This window comes from Rhizobium sp. LEGMi-198b (genome assembly GCF_054114205.1).
In genome coordinates, this window is record NZ_JBSYVH010000005.1 from 455,182 (window position 1) to 478,031 (window position 22,850).

18 protein-coding genes and 2 pseudogenes are annotated in these 22,850 nt (G+C 55.5%); 10 read left to right on the forward strand and 10 right to left on the reverse strand.

What is annotated here, in order from left to right:
* Positions 1–12 precede the first annotated feature (12 nt).
* From ku to ACXHXG_RS21290, 3 genes are all read right to left on the reverse strand, one after another.
* A complete protein-coding gene (ku, locus tag ACXHXG_RS21280) occupies positions 13–912 on the reverse strand; it encodes a non-homologous end joining protein Ku (RefSeq protein ID WP_457900610.1) in 900 nt (299 codons plus the stop codon).
* Between the two features lie 493 nt (positions 913–1,405).
* The gene (locus tag ACXHXG_RS21285; protein ID WP_457900611.1) at positions 1,406–1,963 is read right to left on the reverse strand and encodes a hypothetical protein; all 558 of its coding nucleotides are present in this window, start codon (positions 1,961–1,963) and stop codon (positions 1,406–1,408) included.
* A gap of 143 nt (positions 1,964–2,106) precedes the next feature.
* Positions 2,107–2,343: a DUF2188 domain-containing protein gene (locus ACXHXG_RS21290; protein ID WP_457900612.1), complete on the reverse strand. Its 237-nt coding sequence runs from the start codon at positions 2,341–2,343 to the stop codon at positions 2,107–2,109.
* A gap of 123 nt (positions 2,344–2,466) precedes the next feature.
* Between ACXHXG_RS21290 and ACXHXG_RS21295 the strand changes: the two genes are divergently transcribed.
* Entirely contained in the window at positions 2,467–2,742 is a 276-nt protein-coding gene (locus ACXHXG_RS21295) for a hypothetical protein (protein WP_457900613.1), read from the forward strand.
* 131 nt (positions 2,743–2,873) lie between these two features.
* Here ACXHXG_RS21295 and ACXHXG_RS21300 read toward each other — a convergent pair whose 3' ends face one another.
* The gene (locus tag ACXHXG_RS21300) at positions 2,874–3,152 is read right to left on the reverse strand and encodes an HU family DNA-binding protein (RefSeq protein ID WP_283054563.1); all 279 of its coding nucleotides are present in this window, start codon (positions 3,150–3,152) and stop codon (positions 2,874–2,876) included.
* A 361-nt stretch (positions 3,153–3,513) separates the two neighbouring features.
* Between ACXHXG_RS21300 and ACXHXG_RS21305 the strand changes: the two are divergent.
* The 6 genes and pseudogenes from ACXHXG_RS21305 to ACXHXG_RS21330 all read left to right on the forward strand — a co-directional run.
* A pseudogene (locus ACXHXG_RS21305) lies at positions 3,514–3,749 on the forward strand (asparaginase); the annotation flags it as partial.
* A 533-nt stretch (positions 3,750–4,282) separates the two neighbouring features.
* Positions 4,283–5,539, forward strand: coding sequence for a glycosyltransferase (locus ACXHXG_RS21310; protein ID WP_457900614.1), 1,257 nt, complete (start codon positions 4,283–4,285; stop codon positions 5,537–5,539).
* 334 nt (positions 5,540–5,873) lie between these two features.
* Positions 5,874–6,734 carry an alpha/beta fold hydrolase gene (locus tag ACXHXG_RS21315; RefSeq protein WP_283060893.1) on the forward strand — a complete coding sequence of 287 codons (861 nt, stop codon included), beginning with the start codon at positions 5,874–5,876 and terminating at the stop codon, positions 6,732–6,734.
* An 810-nt stretch (positions 6,735–7,544) separates the two neighbouring features.
* Positions 7,545–9,701, forward strand: a complete 2,157-nt coding sequence (locus ACXHXG_RS21320; protein WP_457900615.1) for a prolyl oligopeptidase family serine peptidase — start codon at positions 7,545–7,547, stop codon at positions 9,699–9,701.
* Between the two features lie 317 nt (positions 9,702–10,018).
* On the forward strand, positions 10,019–10,423 hold the full coding sequence (locus ACXHXG_RS21325) for a DoxX family protein (protein WP_457900616.1): 405 nt from the start codon (positions 10,019–10,021) through the stop codon (positions 10,421–10,423).
* Between the two features lie 625 nt (positions 10,424–11,048).
* A complete protein-coding gene (locus ACXHXG_RS21330) occupies positions 11,049–12,062 on the forward strand; it encodes a helix-turn-helix transcriptional regulator (protein WP_457900684.1) in 1,014 nt (337 codons plus the stop codon).
* A gap of 246 nt (positions 12,063–12,308) precedes the next feature.
* Here the strand turns inward: ACXHXG_RS21330 and ACXHXG_RS21335 are convergent, their stop codons facing one another.
* Positions 12,309–12,782, reverse strand: a complete 474-nt coding sequence (locus ACXHXG_RS21335) for a hypothetical protein (RefSeq protein WP_457900617.1) — start codon at positions 12,780–12,782, stop codon at positions 12,309–12,311.
* Between the two features lie 534 nt (positions 12,783–13,316).
* On the opposite strand from ACXHXG_RS21335, the gene ACXHXG_RS21340 reads away from it, so the two are divergent.
* On the forward strand, positions 13,317–14,237 hold the full coding sequence (locus ACXHXG_RS21340; RefSeq protein ID WP_457900618.1) for a sterol desaturase family protein: 921 nt from the start codon (positions 13,317–13,319) through the stop codon (positions 14,235–14,237).
* A gap of 137 nt (positions 14,238–14,374) precedes the next feature.
* Here the strand turns inward: ACXHXG_RS21340 and ACXHXG_RS21345 are convergent.
* A pseudogene (locus ACXHXG_RS21345) lies at positions 14,375–14,754 on the reverse strand (transposase); the annotation flags it as partial.
* A gap of 221 nt (positions 14,755–14,975) precedes the next feature.
* Between ACXHXG_RS21345 and ACXHXG_RS21350 the strand changes: the two are divergent.
* Positions 14,976–15,950, forward strand: coding sequence for a LysR family transcriptional regulator (locus ACXHXG_RS21350; RefSeq protein ID WP_457900619.1), 975 nt, complete (start codon positions 14,976–14,978; stop codon positions 15,948–15,950).
* A 539-nt stretch (positions 15,951–16,489) separates the two neighbouring features.
* Here ACXHXG_RS21350 and ACXHXG_RS21355 read toward each other — a convergent pair.
* The 3 genes from ACXHXG_RS21355 to ACXHXG_RS21365 form a co-directional block, all read right to left on the reverse strand.
* Complete coding sequence (locus ACXHXG_RS21355; RefSeq protein ID WP_457900620.1) at positions 16,490–16,903, reverse strand: DUF4168 domain-containing protein; 414 nt, start codon at positions 16,901–16,903, stop codon at positions 16,490–16,492.
* A 271-nt stretch (positions 16,904–17,174) separates the two neighbouring features.
* Positions 17,175–18,203, reverse strand: a complete 1,029-nt coding sequence (locus ACXHXG_RS21360; protein ID WP_457900621.1) for an LLM class flavin-dependent oxidoreductase — start codon at positions 18,201–18,203, stop codon at positions 17,175–17,177.
* 214 nt (positions 18,204–18,417) lie between these two features.
* Positions 18,418–19,530, reverse strand: coding sequence for a pyridoxal phosphate-dependent aminotransferase (locus tag ACXHXG_RS21365; RefSeq protein WP_457900622.1), 1,113 nt, complete (start codon positions 19,528–19,530; stop codon positions 18,418–18,420).
* Between the two features lie 1,138 nt (positions 19,531–20,668).
* On the opposite strand from ACXHXG_RS21365, the gene ACXHXG_RS21370 reads away from it, so the two are divergent.
* Positions 20,669–21,580 carry a glycoside hydrolase gene (locus ACXHXG_RS21370; protein ID WP_457900623.1) on the forward strand — a complete coding sequence of 304 codons (912 nt, stop codon included), beginning with the start codon at positions 20,669–20,671 and terminating at the stop codon, positions 21,578–21,580.
* Between the two features lie 265 nt (positions 21,581–21,845).
* Here ACXHXG_RS21370 and ACXHXG_RS21375 read toward each other — a convergent pair whose 3' ends face one another.
* On the reverse strand, positions 21,846–22,835 hold the full coding sequence (locus ACXHXG_RS21375) for a LysR family transcriptional regulator (RefSeq protein ID WP_457900624.1): 990 nt from the start codon (positions 22,833–22,835) through the stop codon (positions 21,846–21,848).
* Positions 22,836–22,850 lie beyond the last annotated feature (15 nt).

Sequence of the window (22,850 nt, forward strand, 5' to 3'; positions counted from 1 at the left end):
GGCAACCTCCGATTACCCGGCGCGGCGCTGCTGGTGGCCGCCGGAACTGCGCGGCTTCGATGCGGTTGCCCGTGCGGTCTTTTGCCTGTTCTTGCCGGCATTGACATTGGCCGCCGTGCGCTTGGTCTTTGCTGGTGCGGACATGCCGGCGCTCTCACGCAGCGCCTGCAGCAGGTCGCTCGGCTTCGAAGCCGGCGGCGCCTTCTTCTTCGGCAGCGTGCGACCTTCGATCTTGGCCTTCACAAGTTCGGCGACGGCCGCCTCATAGCGATCATCGAACTGTTTCGGATTGAACGCGCCCTTCTTTGTGTTGAGGATGTGCTTGGCAAGGTCCAGCATTTCGCCTTCGATCTTCAGATCGGGCATTTCGTCGAACGCCTTCTCGGACGACCGGACTTCATAATCGAAGTTCAAGGTGGAGCCGACCAATCCTTTGCCGTGTGGGCGAATGAGAAGCGTGCGCAGGCGTCTGAAGAGGACCGTCCGGGCGATCGCCGCAACCCTGGCCTTGTTCATGCCATCGCGCAGCAGCTTGAATGCGTCGCTGCCCATCTTGTCGGCCGCCAAGTAATAGGGTTTGTCGAAATAGATGTCATCGACGTCGTCACAGGGAATGAAAGCCTCGATCTTCAGCGTCTTGTCGCTTTCCGGAATAGCGGCGGCGACTTCTTCCGCTTCAAGGACGACATAGCGTCCGTCCTCGATCTCGAAACCCTTGACCTGATCCTCCCGCTCGACGGGATCACCGGTTTCGCTGTCGACGAATTCACGTCGGACGCGATTGCCGGTCTTTCGGTTCAGCGTATTGAAGGCGATCCGTTCGGAGGAGGATGCAGCCGTATAAAGCGCGACCGGAAACGCCACCTCGCCGAACTTTATGTACCCTTTCCAATTTGCCCGCGGCGCCACCATTTCATTCGCACTCCTCTAGCAACCAATGCGAGTCAACAGAATCACTCCACTTATTGTTCCGAGTCAAAAAGAATCTAAAGTCAATAGCTTAGCGCCTATCCGCCGCTCGTCTTCCGAGTCCTATCCATCTCTTTGAATCGGGTGCATCTTTTTACTGCTGAGTGCCTTCTTATGAGCAACCGTCACAAGGTAAAGTCGTGCCCGCGCGTGCTCATCGAGATGGCATGAAGAGCAGTAACTCGATTGAGAGGGCCTAGGTCGAAGGAGCGCGTCTCGACATCAGCGGCTCGCTTTTTCGGACTGGCCAAAGAGTAAGGCGTACGCGATGAAGGCAACCGCGGCGACCCCAACGTTACCGGGCGCGTCTGTTCAGACCCGCGACCTCCCGGTTGCCGAATTGGTTTGCTAAGGCAGCTGTGCAGGCGTACGATTTCGCTATCGTTGCCCATGAATACGGGCGGCAACGGCGCAGAGATCACAAATGCTCTAGCCCTTACTTTGAAAGGGACAGGCCGATGGTCTTCATGCGATTTACTATCCACGTTTTCTCGCCGACGAGGTTCTCCCGTTCGCGGCTCGGCCGCTTGGCATCCTCTTGCGCTAGCGATGGGACCGCTACCATACCGCAATGCCCACGCTCGCCACGCAGCCACCCAAGGAATACGCGCATCAGCATCGCCGTGTCTAGCCTGTCGGTTTTCGCCCTTCGATGTTCCCGGTTCACGGCGACGCCGGTAGAATGGATGACGTGAGCCTCAACGCCTTTTGCCCCAAGCCACTGGGCCAGCCAGAAGCCATCTCGCCAAGCCGCGAAGGCTAGCGCGACCCGGTCCATCGGTATCCCAGAAGCCTCAGCTTCCGATTGCCAACGCGCGATAAGGTCGCGCAAAGCATTCGGATCGGGATTGAGTTTCTTAAGGGGGTGCCGCTGGATGCCTGGAAGCATTCCGGCCGCCAGCCAGCTATTCTGACTCATCTCTATAACGGCGAGTAGGGTGCGCGCTTGATCTAAAACAGTGACTGATCGGCTGAGATTTTCGACTTTAGACATGGTAAGCTCCCCTTCGGGTTGATCGCACGACGAGCGTGCCACCTCGGCGCTTCCCCGCATAGCTTCTCATGCCTCAGCTCACCCTCGTAAAAGGTGTAGTGAAATTCGCGCTTTCGAATAACGAAGGCCAAGAATTAGAAGAATTAGCCGGGCGTTTTCCACGGATCATCGCCGTAGGTTCGCTCTTCGCGGATCGTCCCATCGCCCTTGTGCAAAACAGCTTGAGCCAGCGCACCCTTGTTGTGAGCAGCGCGACCGGCAGCAGTCGCGGCACTCTCCGCTTCGGCTTGGGACTTGTGGGTGGAAACTGTCTTTCCGCCCGACGTGACTTTCAAGCCCTCCTTTGAAGGCGACGAATGGAACACCTCTCGCTTTGCCATGGACCTTACATCCTATCTAGTTAAGATGGTGCTAAAGTACAATCTTAACGATTGTCGGTCGAGGCGTGACAAGAGAGAGCGAATCTGCTTCTTCCTACTTAAAGCATTTTGGAAGGCGCTAATATGGATGGAGCAGAAAACGATCTGCGTTTGATCGCAGTTATGCGGCGCTACTTCGCTGTTAAGGAGGAGCTCGCAGATTTGAAGTTCTCGCTTGAGGATAAGCGAAAAGCGGCCGGAATTGCGGTAGGTGATTTTTATCACGTCCGCACTGAAAACGAGCATGCCGACGATGTCAGTCGCACGGTCACGCTAAGAAGGGAGATGGAGTTTCTAATGCGCCTCGCCGAAGGCTGGTCGCGGGGAGACATCATTCATCTCACTCCATCAGCCGATTGATCGGGCAAGCGCTCAGGATATTGATAGGGCTGAACCTATCCAGCGGCCAATCAACGCCACAGATGTGGATCACGTCCAACCGCCAAACAGAGGCGAACAGCCTCGCTCGACCGAGCAAGGCTGTTCCGTTGTCAGTTGTTCAGTGCATCTTTCAGCGCCTTGGCCGGCTGGAAGGTGAGCTTCTTCGCAGCTGCAACTTTGATCATCGCGCCGGTCCCCGGATTGCGCGCTTCACGCTCCGGCGTGTCCTTGACCTTAAACTTTCCGAATCCCGGGATGGACGTCTCTGCGCCGGAGGTCGCTGCGGCGGTAATAGATGCGAACACAGCCTCCACGACCGCCTTGCTCTGAGCCTTGGTGAGGTTGTGATCGACGGCGATTTTGTCTGCGATTTCGTTGGTAGTGGTCATGACGGTTCCCCTTATTGAACACGGGGTCATAGGTTTCATTCGCGATGGTTGTTGTCACCTGCCTCCGCGTTCGAAAGGCACTGAATCCGGCCATTTCCACAAGTTCCGACGGGTCGATAGCCTTTCGCGTACTTTTTTGCACCCCAAGTCCAGCAGGTGCTTGCAGGAGCGCAGCATTATTTGTGTTCTCATGGTTGAGCACGGAGCTGCATGTCGATGACGAAGAAATTGCGGATTATCTCCTCAACAGGGCTGCAAATCTCTTCAATCTTGAAACAGCCGCGATAGTCGATTCTCGAGGAACTCACTCTGCCGGAGCAGGTCATTGGCGGGGAAACGGCGATGAGAAACACTACTGCCTTGCACCAGCAGGGCTATCGGCGTATCCGTCGTGGTCTCCAGCCGGGTTTCGGATGGGCTGCTGCTTTCAAGCTATCGCGGCGGCGGTCATGATCTTGCCGATGCCGGCGCCAGTCATTCCTCGACACTAAGGCCGGGGCAGGCGAGAATCCTTTGGCAACTCTCTTCGCCTCCGGCGCGACGCCCGAGTTGATCGAGCAGGCATTTGCAGATTTCGCCTGCGTCAGGAAACCCTGAACCTCAGCCATGCGAGCCGACCGTTGAATGACGGCGGGGCCGTCCGGTGCAACTGCAACAATGATGTAGTGGGCGCAGGCGAACGGAGGAGCGCTGTTGAGACATGCCGCTCGCGGATTGCACTTATTCAAACAATCAATTTTACGCAGTGTCTCGAAGGCCTTAAAAATCGCGGAACGGACGGAGTTTGAAAGAAGCTTAAGCGGGTCATCGGATCCGCGATCTTGGCGCCGATTGCGGACCTTTCGGCAAGTCACTAGAGACGAGTGTCACTGCGTAAGTTCGCAAGACTATCTTGGCTTTGTCGCAGCCGGGCAGGCGCCTAGGCCTGCCCGGCTGAATGCTGCCGCCTCCGGATGCAATTGAGCTGGGGAATCCTTTCAGGTTTAGGGCAGCGGGTTAGAGCGTGCGCGATGGCGGTAAGGGAACGCCAATTAGCGAGAGGATCCCGCTGTATGCCTCGCAATGAGGTCAGCGTATCGACCCTTTGTTGGTGGCAGATGATTGGTTTCGATCCACGATTGAGGTGAGGCATGTTGTATAGCTTCCTGCTTGCGTCCTGGGGGACGTCGGGTAATCTGGGCCCGTTGCTGACTATAGCTCGACAACTACAAAAGCACGGCCATAGCGTCCGCATCATGGCTGATCCAGAGATGCAGCATGAAGTGGCCGCGGCGGATTTCGATTTCGTGTGCTGGCGTCGTGCCCCGACAGGGACAGACGCGGATCCGACTTGCTTTTCAGACATGCGCGACTGGTTCCAAAAGGCGGTGTTCGGCCCTGCGCCAGCCTATGCAGCCGACGTCCAGGATGAGATCGGCCGCATACCGACGGATGCTGTCATTGCCATCGATATGTTGTTCGGTGCCGTGTTGGGCGCCGAAGCCGCTGGCGTGCCCATCGCAATGTTGTCACCCCATGTGAGCCTTCGCCCTTTGCCAGGAATGCCGCCGGCAACCAGCGGATTGGCGCAGCCGGAGACGCTAGAAGAGCGGATCGCGATCGCGGCGGCGAACGAAAATTGGGCTGGCTTCTTAAACGAATTCCTTTCACTTCTAAACGAGGCGCGTGCCGGCCTCGGTCTGTTCGGTTTGGCCAGGACGGTGGATTTATTTGAGTGTGTCGATCGGCACTTGCTCGCGATCAGCCGGACTTTCGATTTTGCGGCCGACCTCCTACCGGACAACGTTCGTTACGTTGGGCCTCTGCTGGAGCAACCAAATTGGTCAAAGAGCTTGAAGGCACCTTGGCCTTCGGACGCCGATCGACCTCGAGTGCTCGTCGCCTGCAGCTCCGGCGCTCAGGGTCAAGACGACTTGGTCCAACGGATCATTAGCGCGCTGGGTGCGCTGGACGTGTACGCGGTTGCGACCATCGGGCCTCATGTTGAGGCGCGGAAGCTGGTTGCCCCCGCGAACGTGCATCTATTGCGCGGCGCACCGCATGACACAGTGATGAAGGAAGTCTGCCTTTTGATAACGCAGGGCGGCCACGGCACCGTCAGCCGGGGGCTGATAAACGGTCTACCGCAATTGGTGCTCCCCAACGGACGCGACCAAGGGGATAATGCTGCACGAGTTGTGTCGAAAGGAGCTGGTCTACGACTACCCCCGAGTGCTAGCGAAGCTGAGATCGCCCATGCCGTCAGTCGGCTGCTACAGGAGCCCCGCTATCGCGATGCGGCACGCCACTTGGGCGATGGCATTAGAGCTGAAATCGCCGCCTCCTGTCTCGTTGATGAATTGGAGGCTATGGCGGCAAATAGACCCATTGTCGGATCGGCGACCTGATGCGGATGGTCTGACCGTGCATTCGGATTGTTCGAATTCATCATCGGTGCCCTCAGATATCTTCCCTACGGGGATTTAGGCATCGATGTCATTCGTTCGATGCTCCCTACCATGCAAGGCAATCTTCGTCGCCCGCTTGGTGCCGCTCACAGAGTTCATCGTGCTCCAGTGTTGCCCCATTTGCCCCGGGGCATTCTCTAATCGATCACATCAGTTTGCGATCGGCAAACCATTGCCCTTGCGGTCCGACTGCCGTCCGTTGGTTGTTCCACTCTCTTTATGACACACACCATCTACCCGTGGCCGGCGAACCCAGAAAAAGGAGCCGAACCTCATGAATGTAGCCGAATTGAGACCCATCCTGATGAACCGCAGCGGGGTGCGCCTTGCGCACTTCGAAGCAATATCGGCTTCGCCCCTAAGTCCCCCGATCGTCCTCATTCACGGCTGGACCGGCGATCACAGGATATTCGCGCCGCAGATCGAATATTTCGCTAAAAGTCGGCACGTCATGGCGGTAAACCTCCGCGGTCACGGAGACAGCGATGCCCCGAAGCAGGAGTACACGATCGAGGGTTTTGCTGACGACGTAGCGTGGCAATGCGGCGAGCGGAACCTGGAGAAACCGCTGATTATCGGGCACAGCATGGGTGGGTCGGTCGCACTCGAGCTATGCGGCCGCCATCCGGAGCTCGCCTCGGGCGTGGTGATGATCGATTCTATCGTCACGCCCCGGTGGGCGCTACGCGACAGACCTGAAATTGGCGAGTTCCTGGATGAAATTTCGAGCTCAAACTATCGGGAGGTATTGCAGAAAAACGCATGGTCGATGGCCCTCAACTACGACGCTCCTTCCAGGCGCGAGAGTATCCACAACACCTACATCCGCGCCTCGTGCGAGAAGACACCGCAGCATGTGGCCTATTCTGCAATGCGCAATTTCATGCTCGACTATGATGCGTCTCCTGCGGCAACGCGTTGCAAGGCCCCGATGGCCTACATCGCTGCCGATGTCCCGGTGGTGAGCGCTGCATGTGATCTCGACTGGCTAGAGGCTCGCTGTTCCCAGCTTGTTTCGGCCAAGACGCTGTTGGCTGGCCATTTCAACACCATCGAGGTAGCTGACCAGGTCAATGCAATGCTTGACCGCTTCTTAGCAGTCGGCCTTAGGCCGCGCCCCACCACCCGTATGTAACGGATATACATGATAGACTATTCTACGATGCTATACCGACCGAGGACAGCCGAATTCGAGTGGGTCCGCAGTCGCGACCGACACGAAATCTGGCGGGGAATGTGAGCTTCTCAAGGGAAGCGGCGCTTGATCGTCGTGCGCCTCGCTCCCCAAGCGCGCCTTAGACGTGATCTGTGTTTCGATGACGCGCTCTATACCGCGGGTCGAGGGCGACCGCCGCACGCGCATCGCCCACAGCGCACCTGTCTTCTTGTCGTTCAACCGCACACCACCGCCATCATCGCCGCATTTGCGTATTCGCCTAACCTTTCACGCCTCCTTTCGGGCGTGGATCGTCCGCACGTTTCCTGGGCGGCCAGCAAGACGGAAATGGTCGATCTCCGCTCCGCGACCAAGTATGTGTTCGCTCGCCATCACCAGGCAGCGCAATCCCATGCGTCAGGCGGCGCGACCATTCCCGAGAGCCTCGTCGAGGCGCACCTTCCCGCCCCTGCACTCTGTTCGGGGACAACAGCAGGCCTGTTGGCCTATGCGCCCATTCGCCCTGGTGGGAAAATCAGTACGCCGATGATCGTCTCAGGCCGTCTGGAAGTGACATCGCCTGGAGCGGTTGCGACATTGCAGTGCCAGTTATCCTACACGGCCTGGCTGTTCCCCGAGAACAACCCTCGAAACCCTAAGGTCTGTTCAAATGCATCTGATTGGCACAGCTCTTGCTGCGACGAGAAGCGGAGCGGTTCGTTTCAACCGCTTAGACGTTGGATTTCGGCGAGGTAAATCATGCGCGGTACGTTTCTGAGTAGATTGGTTATGGCTACGGCTTTGGCGATGGCATTCATCATGGCGGCTTCTGCCAAGACCCCAATGACCACTGTTGCCAAGCCGATCGGTTCTAACCCCAACAGCGCTCCCAAGGAGGCCGCCGACCCTCGAGCCTATCTGAATGAGATCGACGGCGATAAGGCGATGGTCTGGGTCAAGGCGCATAACCAATCAACCGTCGACAAACTGTCGAAGGATCCACGCTATGGCGAATATCAGGCTGACATTCTGACGATGCTGCACGCCACAGATCGCATTGTTATACCCGGCTTCGCGCATGGCGGCATGATCGACAACTTTTGGCAGGACGGCGTGCACGTGCAGGGCCTCTGGCGGCGTACCAATTGGGAAGCCTACAGGTCTGGAAGCCCGCCATGGCACGTCATTCTCGATGTCGATGCGCTATCGAAACTCGAGAACAAGACCTGGGTGCTCAGAAGTCAGAACTGCATGCCGCCCGTCGGCAATTTTTGCCTGCTTAGCTTGTCTGATGGCGGCAAGGATGCAGATGTGGTGCGCGAATTCGACGTTGCCAACGGCGAGTTCGTTAAGGAAGGCTTCGTCCTGCCCGAGGGCAAGCAGTCGGCGACTTGGGTGGACGAGAACACCATCTACGTGACCCGGGAATGGACGCCAGACGAAGTGACGACTTCCGGTTACGGCTACGTCACCAAGGTGCTGAAGCGCGGCCAAAGCCTCGATCGGGCGGTCGAGATTTTTCGCGGCAACAAGAAAGATGTCTCGTCTGGACGCAATGTGCTGCGGGACATCGATGGCAAGTATGTGATGGACTTCTCATATCGCAGCCTCGACTCCTTCAACACGGAATTAGCCTTTTACCCAAACGGTCACACCGATAAACACAAGATCTTTCTGCCACTCCCGACCACCGCCGCTTTTGGCGGCTATTACAAAGGCCAGGCAATCTATCAGTTGAAGTCGGACTGGGCCTCGGCCGAGGGCACCCTCTTCCACAACGGCGCGATTATCGCTTTCGATCTCCGCGCGGCGCTCGCCGATCCGGCGCGCGTCGAACCACTTGTGCTGTTCATGCCGAATGAGCACCAGTCTGTCCAAGGAATTACCCAGACCAAGAACCGCCTCGTGGTGTCGATCCAGTCGGATGTCAGCAGCGAGGTAAGCAGCTTCGATTTCGGCAAGAATGGCTGGTCATCCTTTAAGTTGGGCCTGCCGGAAAATTCGACCCTGTCCGTGATTTCCAGCGACAATGAGAGCGATCACCTGTTCATATTGTCGGAAGGTTTCCTCGAACCCTCCACTCTTTTTTACGCCGATGCTGCAAGCGGCAACGTCGAGAAGCTTAAGTCGAGCCCGGAACGCTTCGATGCTGAAGACTTGCAGGTACAGCAGTTCTGGGCGACCTCACAGGATGGAACGAAGGTTCCGTACTTCCTTGTGACGCGCAAGGACGTTAAGCTCGACGGCACGAATCCGACCATCCTTTATGCCTATGGTGGTTTCGAAATTTCAATGCGCCCTTTCTATTTGGCATCGCTCGGGAAGCTGTGGCTGGAAAAGGGCGGTGCTTTCGCGCTGGCCAATATACGAGGGGGCGGCGAATTCGGACCGAAATGGCACGAGGCCGGTTTAAAAACCAATCGCCAGCGTGTCTATGACGACTTCCAGGCCGTAGCGCAGGACCTAATCGCGAAGAAGGTCACCTCGCCACCGCATCTTGGGATCATGGGTGGTTCGAACGGCGGCCTGCTGATGGGCGTGCAACTGACCGAGCGGCCCGATCTATGGAATGCGGCCGTGGTCCAGGTCCCGCTTCTCGACATGGTCAATTTCACCCACATGTCGGCAGGAGCCTCTTGGCAGGGAGAGTATGGCAATCCGGACGATCCGGTTGAAGGCGCCTTCCTGCGCTCGATCTCGCCTTATCATAACGTCAGGGCGGGTGTGGCCTATCCGGAACCTTTCTTCGAAACCTCGACTAAAGATGACCGCGTCGGTCCAGTGCACGCGCGCAAAATGGCCGCCCTGTTCGAAGATATGGGTCTGCCTTTCTATTATTATGAAAACATCGAGGGCGGCCACGCCGCGGCCGCCAATCTGCTGGAAAGCGCGCGTCTCCACGCACTCGAATACACCTATATGTCTCAAAAGCTCATGGACAATTAGTGAGCATGGACCCTTCCGATTGAACGGATTTGGGATCTGTTTCGAGTACAGGATCGCACGGATGACGCGTGCTTTTTTGGCGGCGGATCCCGACGACAAAACCCGGTTGTATCAAGCGCAAATCCCTCTTCCCCCCTCGGAAAACCTCTCCGAGGTCCTGGGTGAGTCATCGCCTTACGTCTCGCGACAATTCTCTTGGCACGGAATTTGCGCGATTCGATCAACGCAGATTCATTTCCAACTATCCCGGCGCCGCTGATGCGAGTGCCGATCGATCGTGAATTTACGACGAGACAACTGGAAAACTGGAGACGCCTTTGGAGGATGTTTCAAAACGCGCGCGGACGGCACTTGCTGTCCTCAGAATCGTTACCGCGCTGCTGCTCATTGAACACGGCGCCCTAAAGCTGGTCGGCGTCCCCGCATTTGGCATGGGCGGAGCAGGGGACGGAGGTAATTTATCCACTCTGATGCTGATTTTTGGCCTTCGGGAGGTATTCGGTGGCCTGGCTGTGCTGACTGGCCTCCTGACCAGACCGGTCGCGTTCCTTTTGTCAGCGCAAATGGCCCTCGGCTACTGGACCAGCCATTTCTCGGGCAAGGGCGTCTTTCCCGTGCTTGTCGACGGCGATGATACGATCCTGTTTTGCTTCATATTCCTCTATCTGGCGTTTACAGGACCCGGGGCGTGGAGTGTTGACGCAAGGATGAAACGAATATGAGCGACCCTTCGACACTACAGCTTGATGAGTCATATGTCCGGAAACAGCCATTGGTGACTTGCAGCTTTGGGTCCGAAGTCGGGAAGTCACCGTACATTTGGTCAGCAAACATGCGGAAGAGTAACTAACGACTGACATAAAGAAGCCGCCTTCCTTAATCAGAGCTCTCTTGCAAGTCGAACCTCATCGGCGATAGCGCGCGTCTATCGACATTTCCCGGTTGACAAGGTCGACTGCCTGGGGACATAAAAATAAACGACATTAGGTCGACAATAATAACCGCGAGCGAGGTGAAATGCGTGACCGGCGGATGCTTATAGAGGCAACTTTATCAGGAAAGCATGTTCGCTCTGCTGGCACTGTTTGTGCTCGTAATCAGCTAGCTCATTTAGTCCACGTCCAAGAGGCGAAGAACTGACAAAAGATAGCGAAGGCGGATTTCGTGCCTGCCAATATTGGCGTAAGTGTTGGAAGGGAAACAACCGCCTCGTCACTGGAGGTCTCGAGCAGGTAGCCAAGCAAGTTAGGTTCAATTAAAAAATTGGTTGAACGCAACCTCCATGAAATCCGAGAGGTGATCTTGTATGAACCGGCAGGAACGATCTCGCTGGCACCTGGAGAACACATAATGGAAAACAGCGCCGATGCCGTTTTTCGATATCGCGGCTCTACGTTCGACAGCATGATCGAAACCCTTACGGGAGTATTCGGCACATTCGACGCTGAGCTCGTCAGTCGCTCCCAAGACTTCCATTGGGGGATTGATCTTTCGGCTTGTGAAAGCGCCGTATTGATTACCGGCTCCCATCAGGATGGATTTCAGTTCCGCGCGGAATGGTGTTCTGGTGCAACGGAGCATCTATCGATCGTAGTGCCGCGCAGCGGCGGCATGGGGGTTACATACGGTTCGCGCACCGCCGAGGCTGGACAGGGAAAACTTCTTCTTTATAGGAATTTCGAGCCTGACGGCATCGTAATGCACGGGCAATCCAATCTGATAGATGAGTTGGTGCTTGATTGGTCCTTATTCCAACGGACTATCGGCGAAACTTTCGACTTGCCGTTCAATGGCTCCCTCGACCTCTTGCCTGAGCTGGATCTGTCCACGTCAGTTGGCCGGACGATCGGCAATCTCACGGAAACAATCATCGACGGAATACGCGATAATGGTCCGCTTTTGCAGTCTCCTATAGCGATAGCACATATTACGCAGGCGCTCGCCGATGTGGTAATAAGGATGGTGCCTCATCGGCTATTGCATCTGCTGGATAAGCAACCCAACATGATCGCTCCAAGGCATGTTCGACGTGGGATCGAGTTCATGCGCGCCAATATCAATGAGCCGATTACAATGCCGATGGTGGCGGAAGCAGCGGGTGTTTCCACCCGAGCACTCGAAGCTGGTTTCCGCGCTTTTAAGGACACGACACCCGCAGTATATCTACAGATGCTTCGATTGCGGGCAGCACGGGAGGACCTGCTAGATCCAGAGAACCGTATGCTTTTGAAAGATATCTGCCTGAAATGGGGATTCTTTCAGTTCGGGAGGTTTTCCGCAGTTTATCGGGCGCACTATGGAGAAAATCCGTCTGAAACAAGAAAGCGCGCTTGTGGGTTGCGTTATTTTAGAGCCTCCTGACGAAAAAAGATTGCCCGCAAATGGGATGACCGATTGCTTCTGAACGCGAAACGATTGTGCTGTTCACCCCAGCCTTCTTCATTCTTGCCATCGTTCCACAGCGTTGGAACTCCCGTCAGTGAGTGACAAAAATCAGGTCGCAGAGCCGCCAAGGCCCCAGGTCTACCACGCGCATGTTCAATTTGTGCTGAATGCGCAAGTCGCGGACCACAGGGTTCCTTGATCGTCATGGCGCTTTTGAATGGGCTATGCTTTGATGAGCACAGCCTCCTCCTTGGTCTGAAGCGGGACGGTCGTGCTGTAATATGGCCAGATATACGGTCCCCCGGCCCCCTGGTTCAGGTCTTGGTTGATCGCCTGATAGCCGGCGATATGCGGGGGTGAGGACTGGCCGGTCACGAGTAACTGGAGAGCTGTGATGGGCTGTTTGCCAGGTTCGCCGTTTTTCCAGACCATGTAGATGAACTTTCCGCCTGCGCCTTGTTTCAAATCTTGTCCGGTCCAACTCCAACCAGAGGGAGGGTTCGCTTGCGCTTGACTGTAGGCGACAAAGTCGACCGACGTCACCGGATTCTCTTCGCCTAAGGTGTAGCCGATGTAGATGTACTTTCCGCCCACGCCCGTATTCGTGTCGATCGATAGGAATTCCCATGGCGGTTGATATCTCGGCCCGGGATTGTCGTCGACCTGGTTAGTTAATTGCTTAATGGGCGTAGCCATTAGACTCTCCTTGATTGGTAGAGTGATGAGTTGGTTGAGACTCAGTCCACACGCGCTGAATTGCACAATTCATGCCAAGTAAGAATCTAGCGGACACAACGTATAGGCACGAAATCAGCGTACAGTGTCTGTCGACGCTGCTAGGCTTATCGTTGAATGGAATCGTGCGCCCGTCTGGCTTGGCCGATTGATCGTGCGGGAGGCGCCGCGAACCAGAACCGGTAAAACCGTGCGTAAAAGGCGTTCGCTCTTTGCCTTGCGAGGATTGGAATACCGCCTGCTTTCAAAAAGACCAGGCGGTCCCCTGTCGCGCGGTTTCTGCTAGTCGACTTTTTTACCGGGGCCCCTGATATCTCCGCAGATGGACGGCCCCCGAGTGGCAGAACCAGTTCTACCGCTTTAATTCGAGTTGGACCGTGGATTGGCAAGAGCCATTTGCAAAACGAATTGGTGTTATCCAAACAATAGATTTTCAATCGCTGCCTATATCGCATAGGGCAATTACGTCGTACGCCAATTCGTCGGAGCAATCTAATGCACGTTCTCGATTTTGAGGAGATGGCCCAGTTCTTCGTGAAATCGTTCACGCTAGTTGCGATATTCGCTACCATATGCGTCGTACTCGAGGTGATCTTTCCGGCTTATCGATATAGTTTTGCCTCGTACGTTCGCGGCGTGCGGAATTGGATTATTCGCATTGGATGCGGCGCCGTAATATGGCACTTGTACGCGGTGGGTTTGAAATTGTTAGGGATTAAGCCGCTCCTGACGGTCGATTTTGGTGCCTTGCTTCACTCTAACAACCCAATCATTAACACGGGCCTCGCCATCCTTTCAGGTGTGCTCGTCGCAATAGCCGGTGACTTCTTTTATTACTGGATGCATCGCGCTCAACATGCCGTTCCGTTTCTGTGGCGCCTGCATGCTACCCATCACTCAATTCGTGAACTGTCGGCGTGGAATTGCAACCATCATCTTACCGAGCCATTTGTATACGCATTGTTTGTCACCCTACCGCTTACGCTGATTAACTTTGAATCAGGCGTCGTGCCCGTCGTTGCCATGACGCTGATTACCTTTCAGGCCCACCTTTCTCACTCCAGCACACGTGTCAACCTTGGGCCGCTCCGATACATTATCGGCGACAACAAATTCCACCGCATCCACCACTCGATGGAACCGCATCATCGGCATCGAAACTATGGGTTCTTTACCACCGTATGGGACACGGTTTTCCGCACGGCATATTGGCCAAAAAAGGAGGAGTGGCCGCAAGTTGGTCTCCGAGATCAGCCTGAACCGCTCACTGTACGTGACTATTTTATGTTTCCGTTTGATAAGCGACGTTGGATCAGAGCTAAGGTTGGAAATGGTAGGCCGGGAGTTGAGGCTGGCGGATTGAACGCGGCGGAAAGAGATGGACCTGTTCGTCCGGATAGCAGTTCCGCAGCTTAAGGTTCAAAGAGCTGGGTCTGATCTAATACCCGTTGGCGACAAGCCTTGATGGATTATGCATATGCCTGGCAAGAGCATCTTCCCCGTACCCAACGGCGGCGATGCCGCGATCTCGCACACTACCGTCATCGCGAACCACCCTCTGCAACGAGAGCGAGCGCAACAGGCGTTTTTTTGACCCTGATGCTATCTCGAGCGCTTCCTTGAGGATTTCGCCTTCCATCGTCTTCTTGCCGAGGAGGCGCTGCAGCTCTTTCACCTGGTTTTGAAGCGCCCTGTATTCGGATGCCGGGACGACCTCTTCCTGCGATGCGGTGGCAGTCAGCGCACCCTGCGCTGCAAGCTTGCGCCAGGCGAATAACTGGTTCGGCTAAATGCCATGACGTCGAGCAACGATGCTGACCGTGACATCAGGCTCGTACGTCTCCTGGACTATCGCCAGCTTTTCCGCTGTCGACCAGCGACGGCGGCGCTCAGGGCCGGACAGGATTTCTATCTTCGGATTGTGACTAGTCATAATGGGCACATTACTCCTCACACTTAACAAGTGGGAGATCGTGTCCGGGGATTTATGGGGCCACTACATGCTCCGCCGTATTCAATTTCCCGCTCAATATGCAATTTGCGAAGAAAGTTTCCATAGGGCGTCTTTGCGCTGTGAAAACGTCAATTTGTATTACTAATGAGGAGTACTGATAGGTTTGGATGGCGTACATACACGCTGTGGATAGATAAGACATGCGGTTCAATGGCCTTGACCTAAATCTCCTAGTCGCGCTCGACGCCCTGATGAGCGAGCGTAATTTGACGGCGGCGGCGCGCAGCATCAACCTGAGCCAACCGGCCATGAGCGCTGCCGTCGCCCGATTGCGCACCTATTTCGAAGATGAGCTATTTACGATGGCCGGCCGTGAATTTATCCCCACCCGGCGGGCGGAAGGTATCGCGCCCGCGGTGCGCGAGGCTCTGCTGCAGATTCAGCTCTCCATTATTTCCAGGGAGCCGTTTGACCCGGCTCGGTCGGATCGCCGCTTCAAAATTGTGCTTTCCGATTACGTCACACTCGTGTTTTTCGAAAGGATTGCGGAGCGTGTCGCGCGAGAAGCTCCCGGCATCAGCTTCGAATTTCTTCCCCCCGGCGATGACAATGAGGACCTTCTTCGGCGCGGCGACGTCGATCTTTTCATTCTGCCGGAAATATTTATGTCAAACGTCCATCCCCAAGCGAGACTGTTCGATGATGTCCATGTGTGCGTAGGCTGCACCTCGAACAAGCAATTGGAAGAGCCACTCACATTCGAGAGATACATGTCGATGGGGCACGTTGTGGCCAAGTTCTATACACGGAGGCCCGGCCTCGAGGAATCGTGCCTGCTTGAGTACGGTCGCGAGAGACGTATCGACGTCGTCCTACATGGCTTCAGCATGATTCCATCCATGGTTTTAGGCAACGAGCGCATAGGAACCATGCCCTTGCGGCTCGCGCAGCATTTCGCAAGAACAATGCCGCTGCGCATCCTCGAGCTTCCGCTGCCACGCCACCTTCCGTTCACTGAAGCCGTTCAATGGCATGAACTGCACGATAGTGATCCGGGAAGCGTCTGGATGCGCGAAATGCTGTTTGAGGAGGCGGCCCGCATAGGTTCGCCAATTGCCATGACCGCGCCCCTCAGCAACCCAAACCAACACGAACGTTGTCCGGCGCACCTGTGATCCGAAAACTTCATCTTGCCATGGCGGTTATATGGCTGCCATACGCCCGTTTCCGGCGCCGTGCGTTAATGCTGCCGGTAAGCTTGTCCGTACCCACACGGTCTCGGCGACTGCTTTGACGATATAGAATTAGGTTAACACTGGGGATGTCAGTTCAGCGGGCAGCCGCGGGCGATCATCTCTCATCCAATGACCTCGATTTTTACCGGTCTGTCTTTCGCCCAACGATGTGGGAGATGCGACATGGCCGCGCGAGCTTCAACTGGAATGGTCTATTGGACAGTGGCACTTTGAGCTCCATTAGCAGATCCGGATAATGCACACGCGCGGCCGAAGAGTAGATGATGGAGTCCATCGCTCGTATGGTGAGTTGGCCGCCGGCAATTTGCCGCAGAGTATCTTGTTTGACGTGCTCACTGCCCAGTTGAATCAATGTCGCGGACATCGCCATGAAGAACCCTGGTTAATGCCCGGCAAGATTGTAGCAATCAGCGCAGCCAATGGTGAGTGATCGATTTGGTTGGTAACCGTGGCGTTGCTCACTGCTGTGCGGGCGCGGGTTTCTGCAGTTTCTCCTGAACTTTCTTAACGAGAACAGGATCCTTCTGTGCAGCCGCCAGAATTGCGTTGTATTCGTCCACCGAAATATTGGGAGAGGTCTGAACGGCTTGTATCATCTGTTTCCGCGCCTCGCTCCGTAGCTCTTGCTTCGCTGTCTCATCCGCCGCCGCCTCGATCTTGGTCGCGTACTCCTGCCTGATCTTGTCCACCTGGAGATGCGCGACGGTAAAAGCTTCGATCTTTTCGTTACTAATGGCCGCAGCCACACCATTGCCATTTGGTTGTACTTGGGCGGGTTGCGCCGCTTGCTGCGCCAGCGCAGGATTGCTGAGAAATATCAGGCCCAAAACTGCAGCTGTCAATGATGCGGCAGAGATGTAACGATCGATCATTTTAAATTCCTCTCATGTAGTGCGGGGACAACGCTTCTTTCCCACCGTAAAGCCAACAGCGGCGATATAGCCGGCAACGGTTGACGGGGATTCGGCGACAATTTGGCCTTCAACGCTTGCCGTAGGACAATCGCGAGGCGATCTGCTGACTATGGAGGGCCATTTGCCGAGAACTTTGCCATCATTAGCATATTAACCGGATGCGACGGCGAGGATTGTTGCTTGACATCTCGCATCCAATGGGGCGACCAGCACGGCGCAGGAAGACGCATCAGTCAAGACGAGTCATAAATTCGGATTGAATGGTGGCTGCGGTGTAAAGGGAAGCGTCCAGCGGCAGGGTCCCAAATGCAAGTTGACACAGAAGGTAGTTGGCGCCTGCCTCTTCTATCTGGTTCAGTAACGTTTGCCTCACCGACGCCGCCGACCCTGCGACGCATAACTCATTCTCAACTGCCTCGTCGAAAGTCAGCGGCAGGTTTGGTGGAGTCTGCAGGTCATTTAGCTCGTAAAGAAATTTAAAGCTGGTGAGCCAGTGTTCGTAGGCCGACGCTGCGAGCACACAGGCATCGCGATCAGAACGCCCAATCACGATCATGCGAAGCAATCCACGAAATGATGATTGATCATCTTCGCCCGTGTTCTCTTTTCGATGGGCGCGAAAGGCATCAGTAATTCTGCGGACAGAAGAAGACGGTCCAAGGCAGGCGATGTTTGCGCCATTCGCCGCGGCCCAGCGGGCCGACTCGGGTCTACCTGTGGCAATCCACATCGGTGGATGCGGCCTTTGATGAGGTCTTAGTGTCAGTGGTATGCTGCTCAGCTCAAAATGCTGGCCCTTATGGGATAGCGTGCCGCCTCTCATTGCATTAACAAGAATTTCACTGGCTTCCGCATAGCAGCCTGGTGCCGCGTCAGCACACATCCCGAAATAACTCAATTCGATCGGGAGAGAACCGCGTCCAATCCCGACCTCAACTCTGCCGCCGCTCAATTGGTCCAGCATACAGATTTCTTCAAAAGCCCGCAGCGGATGATAAAGGGGCAGCAGCATGACGAGTGGCCCGATACGAATCCAACGCGTACGCTGTGCGACGCTCGATAAAAACAAATTTGGCGATGGCCCTCTCCCATGCGGAGTACAGTGGTGCTCAGCAAGGTGATAAGCATAAAAACCAAGGCCGTCGCACGCTTCGGCTAACCTTAGGCGATCTGAGTATTGCTGGGCTATGTCGCAGCCGTTGTCGTCCAGATGATCGAAGATGCCGAAGGTCAGATTAGAAGGAATGGCATGTCCCATTCGATTGTCTCCAATGTTTGACGAAAGATGTCGATTCAAGCGATCAAGAGGCCGGTCTATGCTCCAGCCATGGTTCTCCAGGACCAGGCCATCCAAAAGCACTACGGCCAGTACAAATCGCAGATACGGGTTGTTTCGATCTCATTTGGTGCGAAGATCCTGATATCGGCCAGGCAGCCTCGGCTGTCTTTATAGTGTGGGTAAAAAACGAAAATTAGCTGTGCTTGACGGGCTGCATCTTCAGGCTTTCAGAAATGTCAGCGGCGGCTGAAAGGAATGCATCCATTTGGGTTTTTGAACCGATGCTTACGCGAATATAATTTTCCAAGCCGTCATCGGGAAAAACGGCCACAAGTATCTTTTGTCTTCTCAACGATGCTTGCCACCACGTGCCGTTTTGCCCAGCTGGTACGCGAGCAAGTAGGAAATTGGCATGAGAGGGGGTCACCGAAAATCCAAGTTTAGAGAGTGTCGCTGTCGTTCGGTGTCTTTCATCTTTGATATGTTTGTGGTTCTCGGCGTAGGCGGCGCGATGCGAGAGGATACTAGCACCGATCGCGTGGGCGATAAGGTTCATATTGAAGAGATTTTGGCTGCTACGCAGCCTTCCGACAAGTTCAGGATGACCCAAGCCGAAACCAATGCGAATACCGGCGGCGGCGTAGCTTTTAGAAAATGTTCTTAAGACCAGCAGGTTCGAATGGCGATTAATAAGTCGTATAGCATCGTCGGGCGCAAAATCGACATACGCCTCATCCAACACTATCAATCGGTCGGATTGCGCGGCGAGCCTGTCGATCTCGGCTATCGGTACAAAGGTTCCGCTCGGGTTATTCGGATTGGCCAGCAGGATGAACTTTGCATCCTTTGCGGGACCGAGAAGCAACTGCTCTGTGGGCAACGAATAAGATTTGCCCCATCCGATTTCGAGAAATCGAGCACCCTGTAACATGGCCAGTTTGCGGTTGAACGAAAAACCTGGCGACATCATCGCCACGCTGTCACCCGGAGCAAGGAAAGCCCTGTAGATGAGCCCCAGCAGTTCCGACGATCCATTGCCGGCGATCACCTGATCGCAGGAGAGGCCATACGCATGGGCGGCCGCTTCCCGCAAGCAGCGGTTATCATCTTCGGGATAAAGATAATGCCGTTTGAGCGCGGCAATCGCGCTTCGCATCACCAGCATTGGCAACGGAAATGGATTCTCATTCGTGTCCAGCTTAATGCAATTGGCCTCCGGAGCCGGCTGTTTGGGCGGAATAGCGTCTAGCTGTTTCACCGTCTGCGAAAGAGCGGAAAGCACGCCTTGCAGTTTTGCATCAGACATATTTTTTCTCCGTTTCAGTTAGTCGAACCCGCTAGCACGTGATCGGCGGTCCCAGCTGAAGCCAATGTGGCTTCGTTCCGCTTCGTCGAGGGCAGCAACGATCATCCTGTCCGCAGATCGCCACGCACCGCTGACCGTCTAAAACCGCAATTTGCCCAAGCCTTCGAAATAAGAGCGGCGCCTTTGGACCAATCGCCTCTCACGGTGCGATCTCAGGGGCCAATGCTGGCAGCTCGCCCCCGCCGTTTTCGAATGCGGCTAACCGGCCCACAGCGTAAAAAGACAAGTGACGGAACCGCAGGCGGGATCGACAGCGTCGGGACTGGCGGCGACGTGCAACTCGCTTGACTGATCACCACGGAAATCTTCATGCGGGGCCTCCTGGAGAATGAAATTACAAACTGAGAGCTGCGGTCTAGACCTCAAAGACGGCCATGAGAGCGAGATTGATACCGTCGGTCGGCGTATTAGGCATCCTGATCTGCCCATACCGCCGCCGACGAGCCGACCATCGCCCTTGGGATCAATGGGGACATCACTGCCGAGGAGGCTTATCGTCATGTGTACCACCACTGATTAGCATTGCCGGACCACCTTCGGTGGAGCACTTCATCGCCTGTTTACTCTTGATCGGCCCATTGGGAAAATCGATTGATTTGATAGGACTCATCCAAATGCCGGATGGTTCCGGCACGCTTCGCCTCAAAGCGGCGGAATCCATCGACCAGCGCGGCAGGCCACGTCGGTTCGTGCCCGGCTGTCCGAGGCGGCGTCAGTCGCGGTAATGCAATAGACTGCCGCCCCTGGCTCATGAGGGCTCCTCGACTCACCGCCTCTTCGATACGGCAATATTCAAACCATGATCGCCTCGACACTCTACCTCTGAGACTGATGTCGGCCCTACCTCACTGTTTTCACTGGAGGATTATCTTATCGTCGAATTAGGTCATCTCCGGCCGGCTCCGCTCGATGGTGTTGGCACCTTTGGCGGCGCTGGCGAGGAGACCGACCGGCTGGACGCCGCGCAAATGCTCACCACCGCAGACTATCGTCGATAAATATATCCGTCGGTTCTTTCTTGGTATTTGGCACGGCTGTTGCGTCGCGTCTCAGGAAGACAGTGCTTTAAGGAAAGGTCATGATGATTCACGTATGCTCGATGGGGATGGTCCTGTGCGGTGGATATCTTCTTGGTGCATCCGCAGGGGGACTCGGCGGCACTGAGAATGGTTTATCTGCGTCGACATTGTCGATGGCTGATATATCCAATTTCGATACTTTCATAGTTCGCAGCCCACCGCCATCACTCGGCCTGGATCCGTTTTATGCCAAATATGCTGACGCGGCGGGCATACCCATTATCTCATCCGAAAAGGTTCCAGACACGGCACTGTTGATCGCACGTGACATTGTCCTCTACATGTTGTCAGAACGTCGTGATGTCCGCGATGCATTAATCCGGGCTGGGGCGCGGGTCGGCATCATGGCAATTGACGAGACGACGACTGACATTCCCGAGCAGCGGGATTGGCAGAAGCCGACGCTCGATGATCCGCGCCTTACCCCAGACGAGCGGCGAAATTACGCCAGCACGATTGCCAAGATGACTGCCCAGGAATACTGGGCCCAAAGGGCGCGCGGCATGGGCGGGCTCTACACGACGGGGGCCGTGGAAAATTTGATGGGCGTGCCCGGCACGCGGTATTACGGAGGAAACATTCTTGTTCACGAATTCTCACATAATATCTTCAACGCGCTTCGCACGGTGGATCCTGATCTCGTTGCACGAGTTGAAAAAGCCTATTTCCACGCCCGCGAGAAAGGGCTCTGGGCGCGGTCGTATATGGAGAACACCGTCGATGAGTATTGGGCCGAGGGCACGCGGTTCTGGTTCAATACGAATATGGCTTACAGCCATGGTGAACTCACCGTAGCCACATCAGACGACTTCGAGGTTCACGATCCAGAGCTCTATAATATCATGGCTGAAGTCTACCGTCATGATCACCACATTCTGGCGGATGTCTTTTACCGGCATTCGGCAAAGTAACGGCTAACGTCGATCGGCCTCGACAACGGCCGCTGCGCCTTCTGCCTGCAACCGCAATCGCGACCCGAGTTATGGTTGCTCGTCCTTCTTGTCTATCGGAGCGCTGCAATACGAATTTCCGTTCAACTGGAGCATTCATGCTATTCTGCTGCGGCCGGACGCAAACTAACCTTGCCACCGGTTAACGCCGCGGGGGTCGAGCCCTGAAATCGGCTAGTGTAAATTTTAAACTGAAGGGCAAGCTAGATGACTTTTCCGGCCGATATCAAGTTCGCCGATTGGAAGTTGGCCGGACAGGGCTGGTGCTAATCCGGGTAATATGGGGCTCGGCCGCGGCAAGCGGCGAAATCATGCGAGACGCCTCCTTGAATATGAGTTCGCGTATCCAGAGGCTTGCCGGATCACTATTGTGCAGAGCGGGCCATTGTACGGCTTCGGTGAACGGAAGGAGTAGTGGCAGCGGAAGCTCAACGATTTGCAAAGGTATCGTTTTTGCGAAATGATGGGCCAGCCGTAGGGGCATTGTTCCTATACGTTCGTTGCCCGAAACCATCGGCGGAATCATGCTGTAGCCATGTACGACGACGTCGATGCGTCTCTTGTGACCATATTCGAGCAAATACCATTCCTCGATGCCAGGCCTACGGACATTCCCGAACTTGACCACAACGTGTCCCATCGACATGTATTTCTCGAATGTGAGTGGCTCTGCCAGTTGCTTGTTCGAGGTGCAGCCTACGCACACGTGGACATCATCGAACAGCCTTGCTCGGGGCTGGGCCTTCGACGCGAACATTTCCGGCAAAATGAGAAGATCGACGTCGCCGCGCCGGAGTAAATCCTCATTGTCGTCGCCCGGGGGCCGAAATTCGAAGCTGACGGCAGGAGCTTCCCGCGCCGCGCGCTCTACGACTTTCTCGAAAAATACCAGCGCGACGTAATCGGAAAGGATAACCTTGAAGCGACGATCCGATTGGGCGGGGTCAAACGGCTCTCTGGAAATAATAGAGAGCTGAACATGGAGCAGAGCATCGCGCACCGCGGGCGCCAGGCTTTCTGCCCTAGGTGTGGGGATAAATTCGCGCCCAGCTATGGTAAACAGCTCATCTTGGAAGAAGGTGCGCAGCCGGGCGACGGCCGCGCTCATGGCTGGCTGGCTCAGGTTGATGCTGCGCGCCGCCGCCGTCAGATTACGCTCGCTCATCAGGGCGTCGAGCGCAACCAGAAGATTGAGATCAAGGCCATTGAACCGCATATCTCTTCATCCGAG

Coding starts and splice junctions, on each gene's coding strand:
- ACXHXG_RS21335 (WP_457900617.1), bottom strand. CDS start 12,782: ATGGCTACGCCCATTAAGCAATTAACTAACCAGGTCGACGACAATCCC.
- ACXHXG_RS21340 (WP_457900618.1), top strand. CDS start 13,317: ATGCACGTTCTCGATTTTGAGGAGATGGCCCAGTTCTTCGTGAAATCG.
- ACXHXG_RS21310 (WP_457900614.1), top strand. CDS start 4,283: ATGTTGTATAGCTTCCTGCTTGCGTCCTGGGGGACGTCGGGTAATCTG.
- ACXHXG_RS21350 (WP_457900619.1), top strand. CDS start 14,976: ATGCGGTTCAATGGCCTTGACCTAAATCTCCTAGTCGCGCTCGACGCC.
- ACXHXG_RS21290 (WP_457900612.1), bottom strand. CDS start 2,343: ATGGCAAAGCGAGAGGTGTTCCATTCGTCGCCTTCAAAGGAGGGCTTG.
- ACXHXG_RS21375 (WP_457900624.1), bottom strand. CDS start 22,835: ATGCGGTTCAATGGCCTTGATCTCAATCTTCTGGTTGCGCTCGACGCC.
- ACXHXG_RS21365 (WP_457900622.1), bottom strand. CDS start 19,530: ATGTCTGATGCAAAACTGCAAGGCGTGCTTTCCGCTCTTTCGCAGACG.
- ACXHXG_RS21320 (WP_457900615.1), top strand. CDS start 7,545: ATGGCTACGGCTTTGGCGATGGCATTCATCATGGCGGCTTCTGCCAAG.
- ACXHXG_RS21300 (WP_283054563.1), bottom strand. CDS start 3,152: ATGACCACTACCAACGAAATCGCAGACAAAATCGCCGTCGATCACAAC.
- ACXHXG_RS21315 (WP_283060893.1), top strand. CDS start 5,874: ATGAATGTAGCCGAATTGAGACCCATCCTGATGAACCGCAGCGGGGTG.
- ACXHXG_RS21295 (WP_457900613.1), top strand. CDS start 2,467: ATGGATGGAGCAGAAAACGATCTGCGTTTGATCGCAGTTATGCGGCGC.
- ku (WP_457900610.1), bottom strand. CDS start 912: ATGGTGGCGCCGCGGGCAAATTGGAAAGGGTACATAAAGTTCGGCGAG.
- ACXHXG_RS21360 (WP_457900621.1), bottom strand. CDS start 18,203: ATGGGACATGCCATTCCTTCTAATCTGACCTTCGGCATCTTCGATCAT.
- ACXHXG_RS21370 (WP_457900623.1), top strand. CDS start 20,669: ATGATGATTCACGTATGCTCGATGGGGATGGTCCTGTGCGGTGGATAT.
- ACXHXG_RS21355 (WP_457900620.1), bottom strand. CDS start 16,903: ATGATCGATCGTTACATCTCTGCCGCATCATTGACAGCTGCAGTTTTG.
- ACXHXG_RS21285 (WP_457900611.1), bottom strand. CDS start 1,963: ATGTCTAAAGTCGAAAATCTCAGCCGATCAGTCACTGTTTTAGATCAA.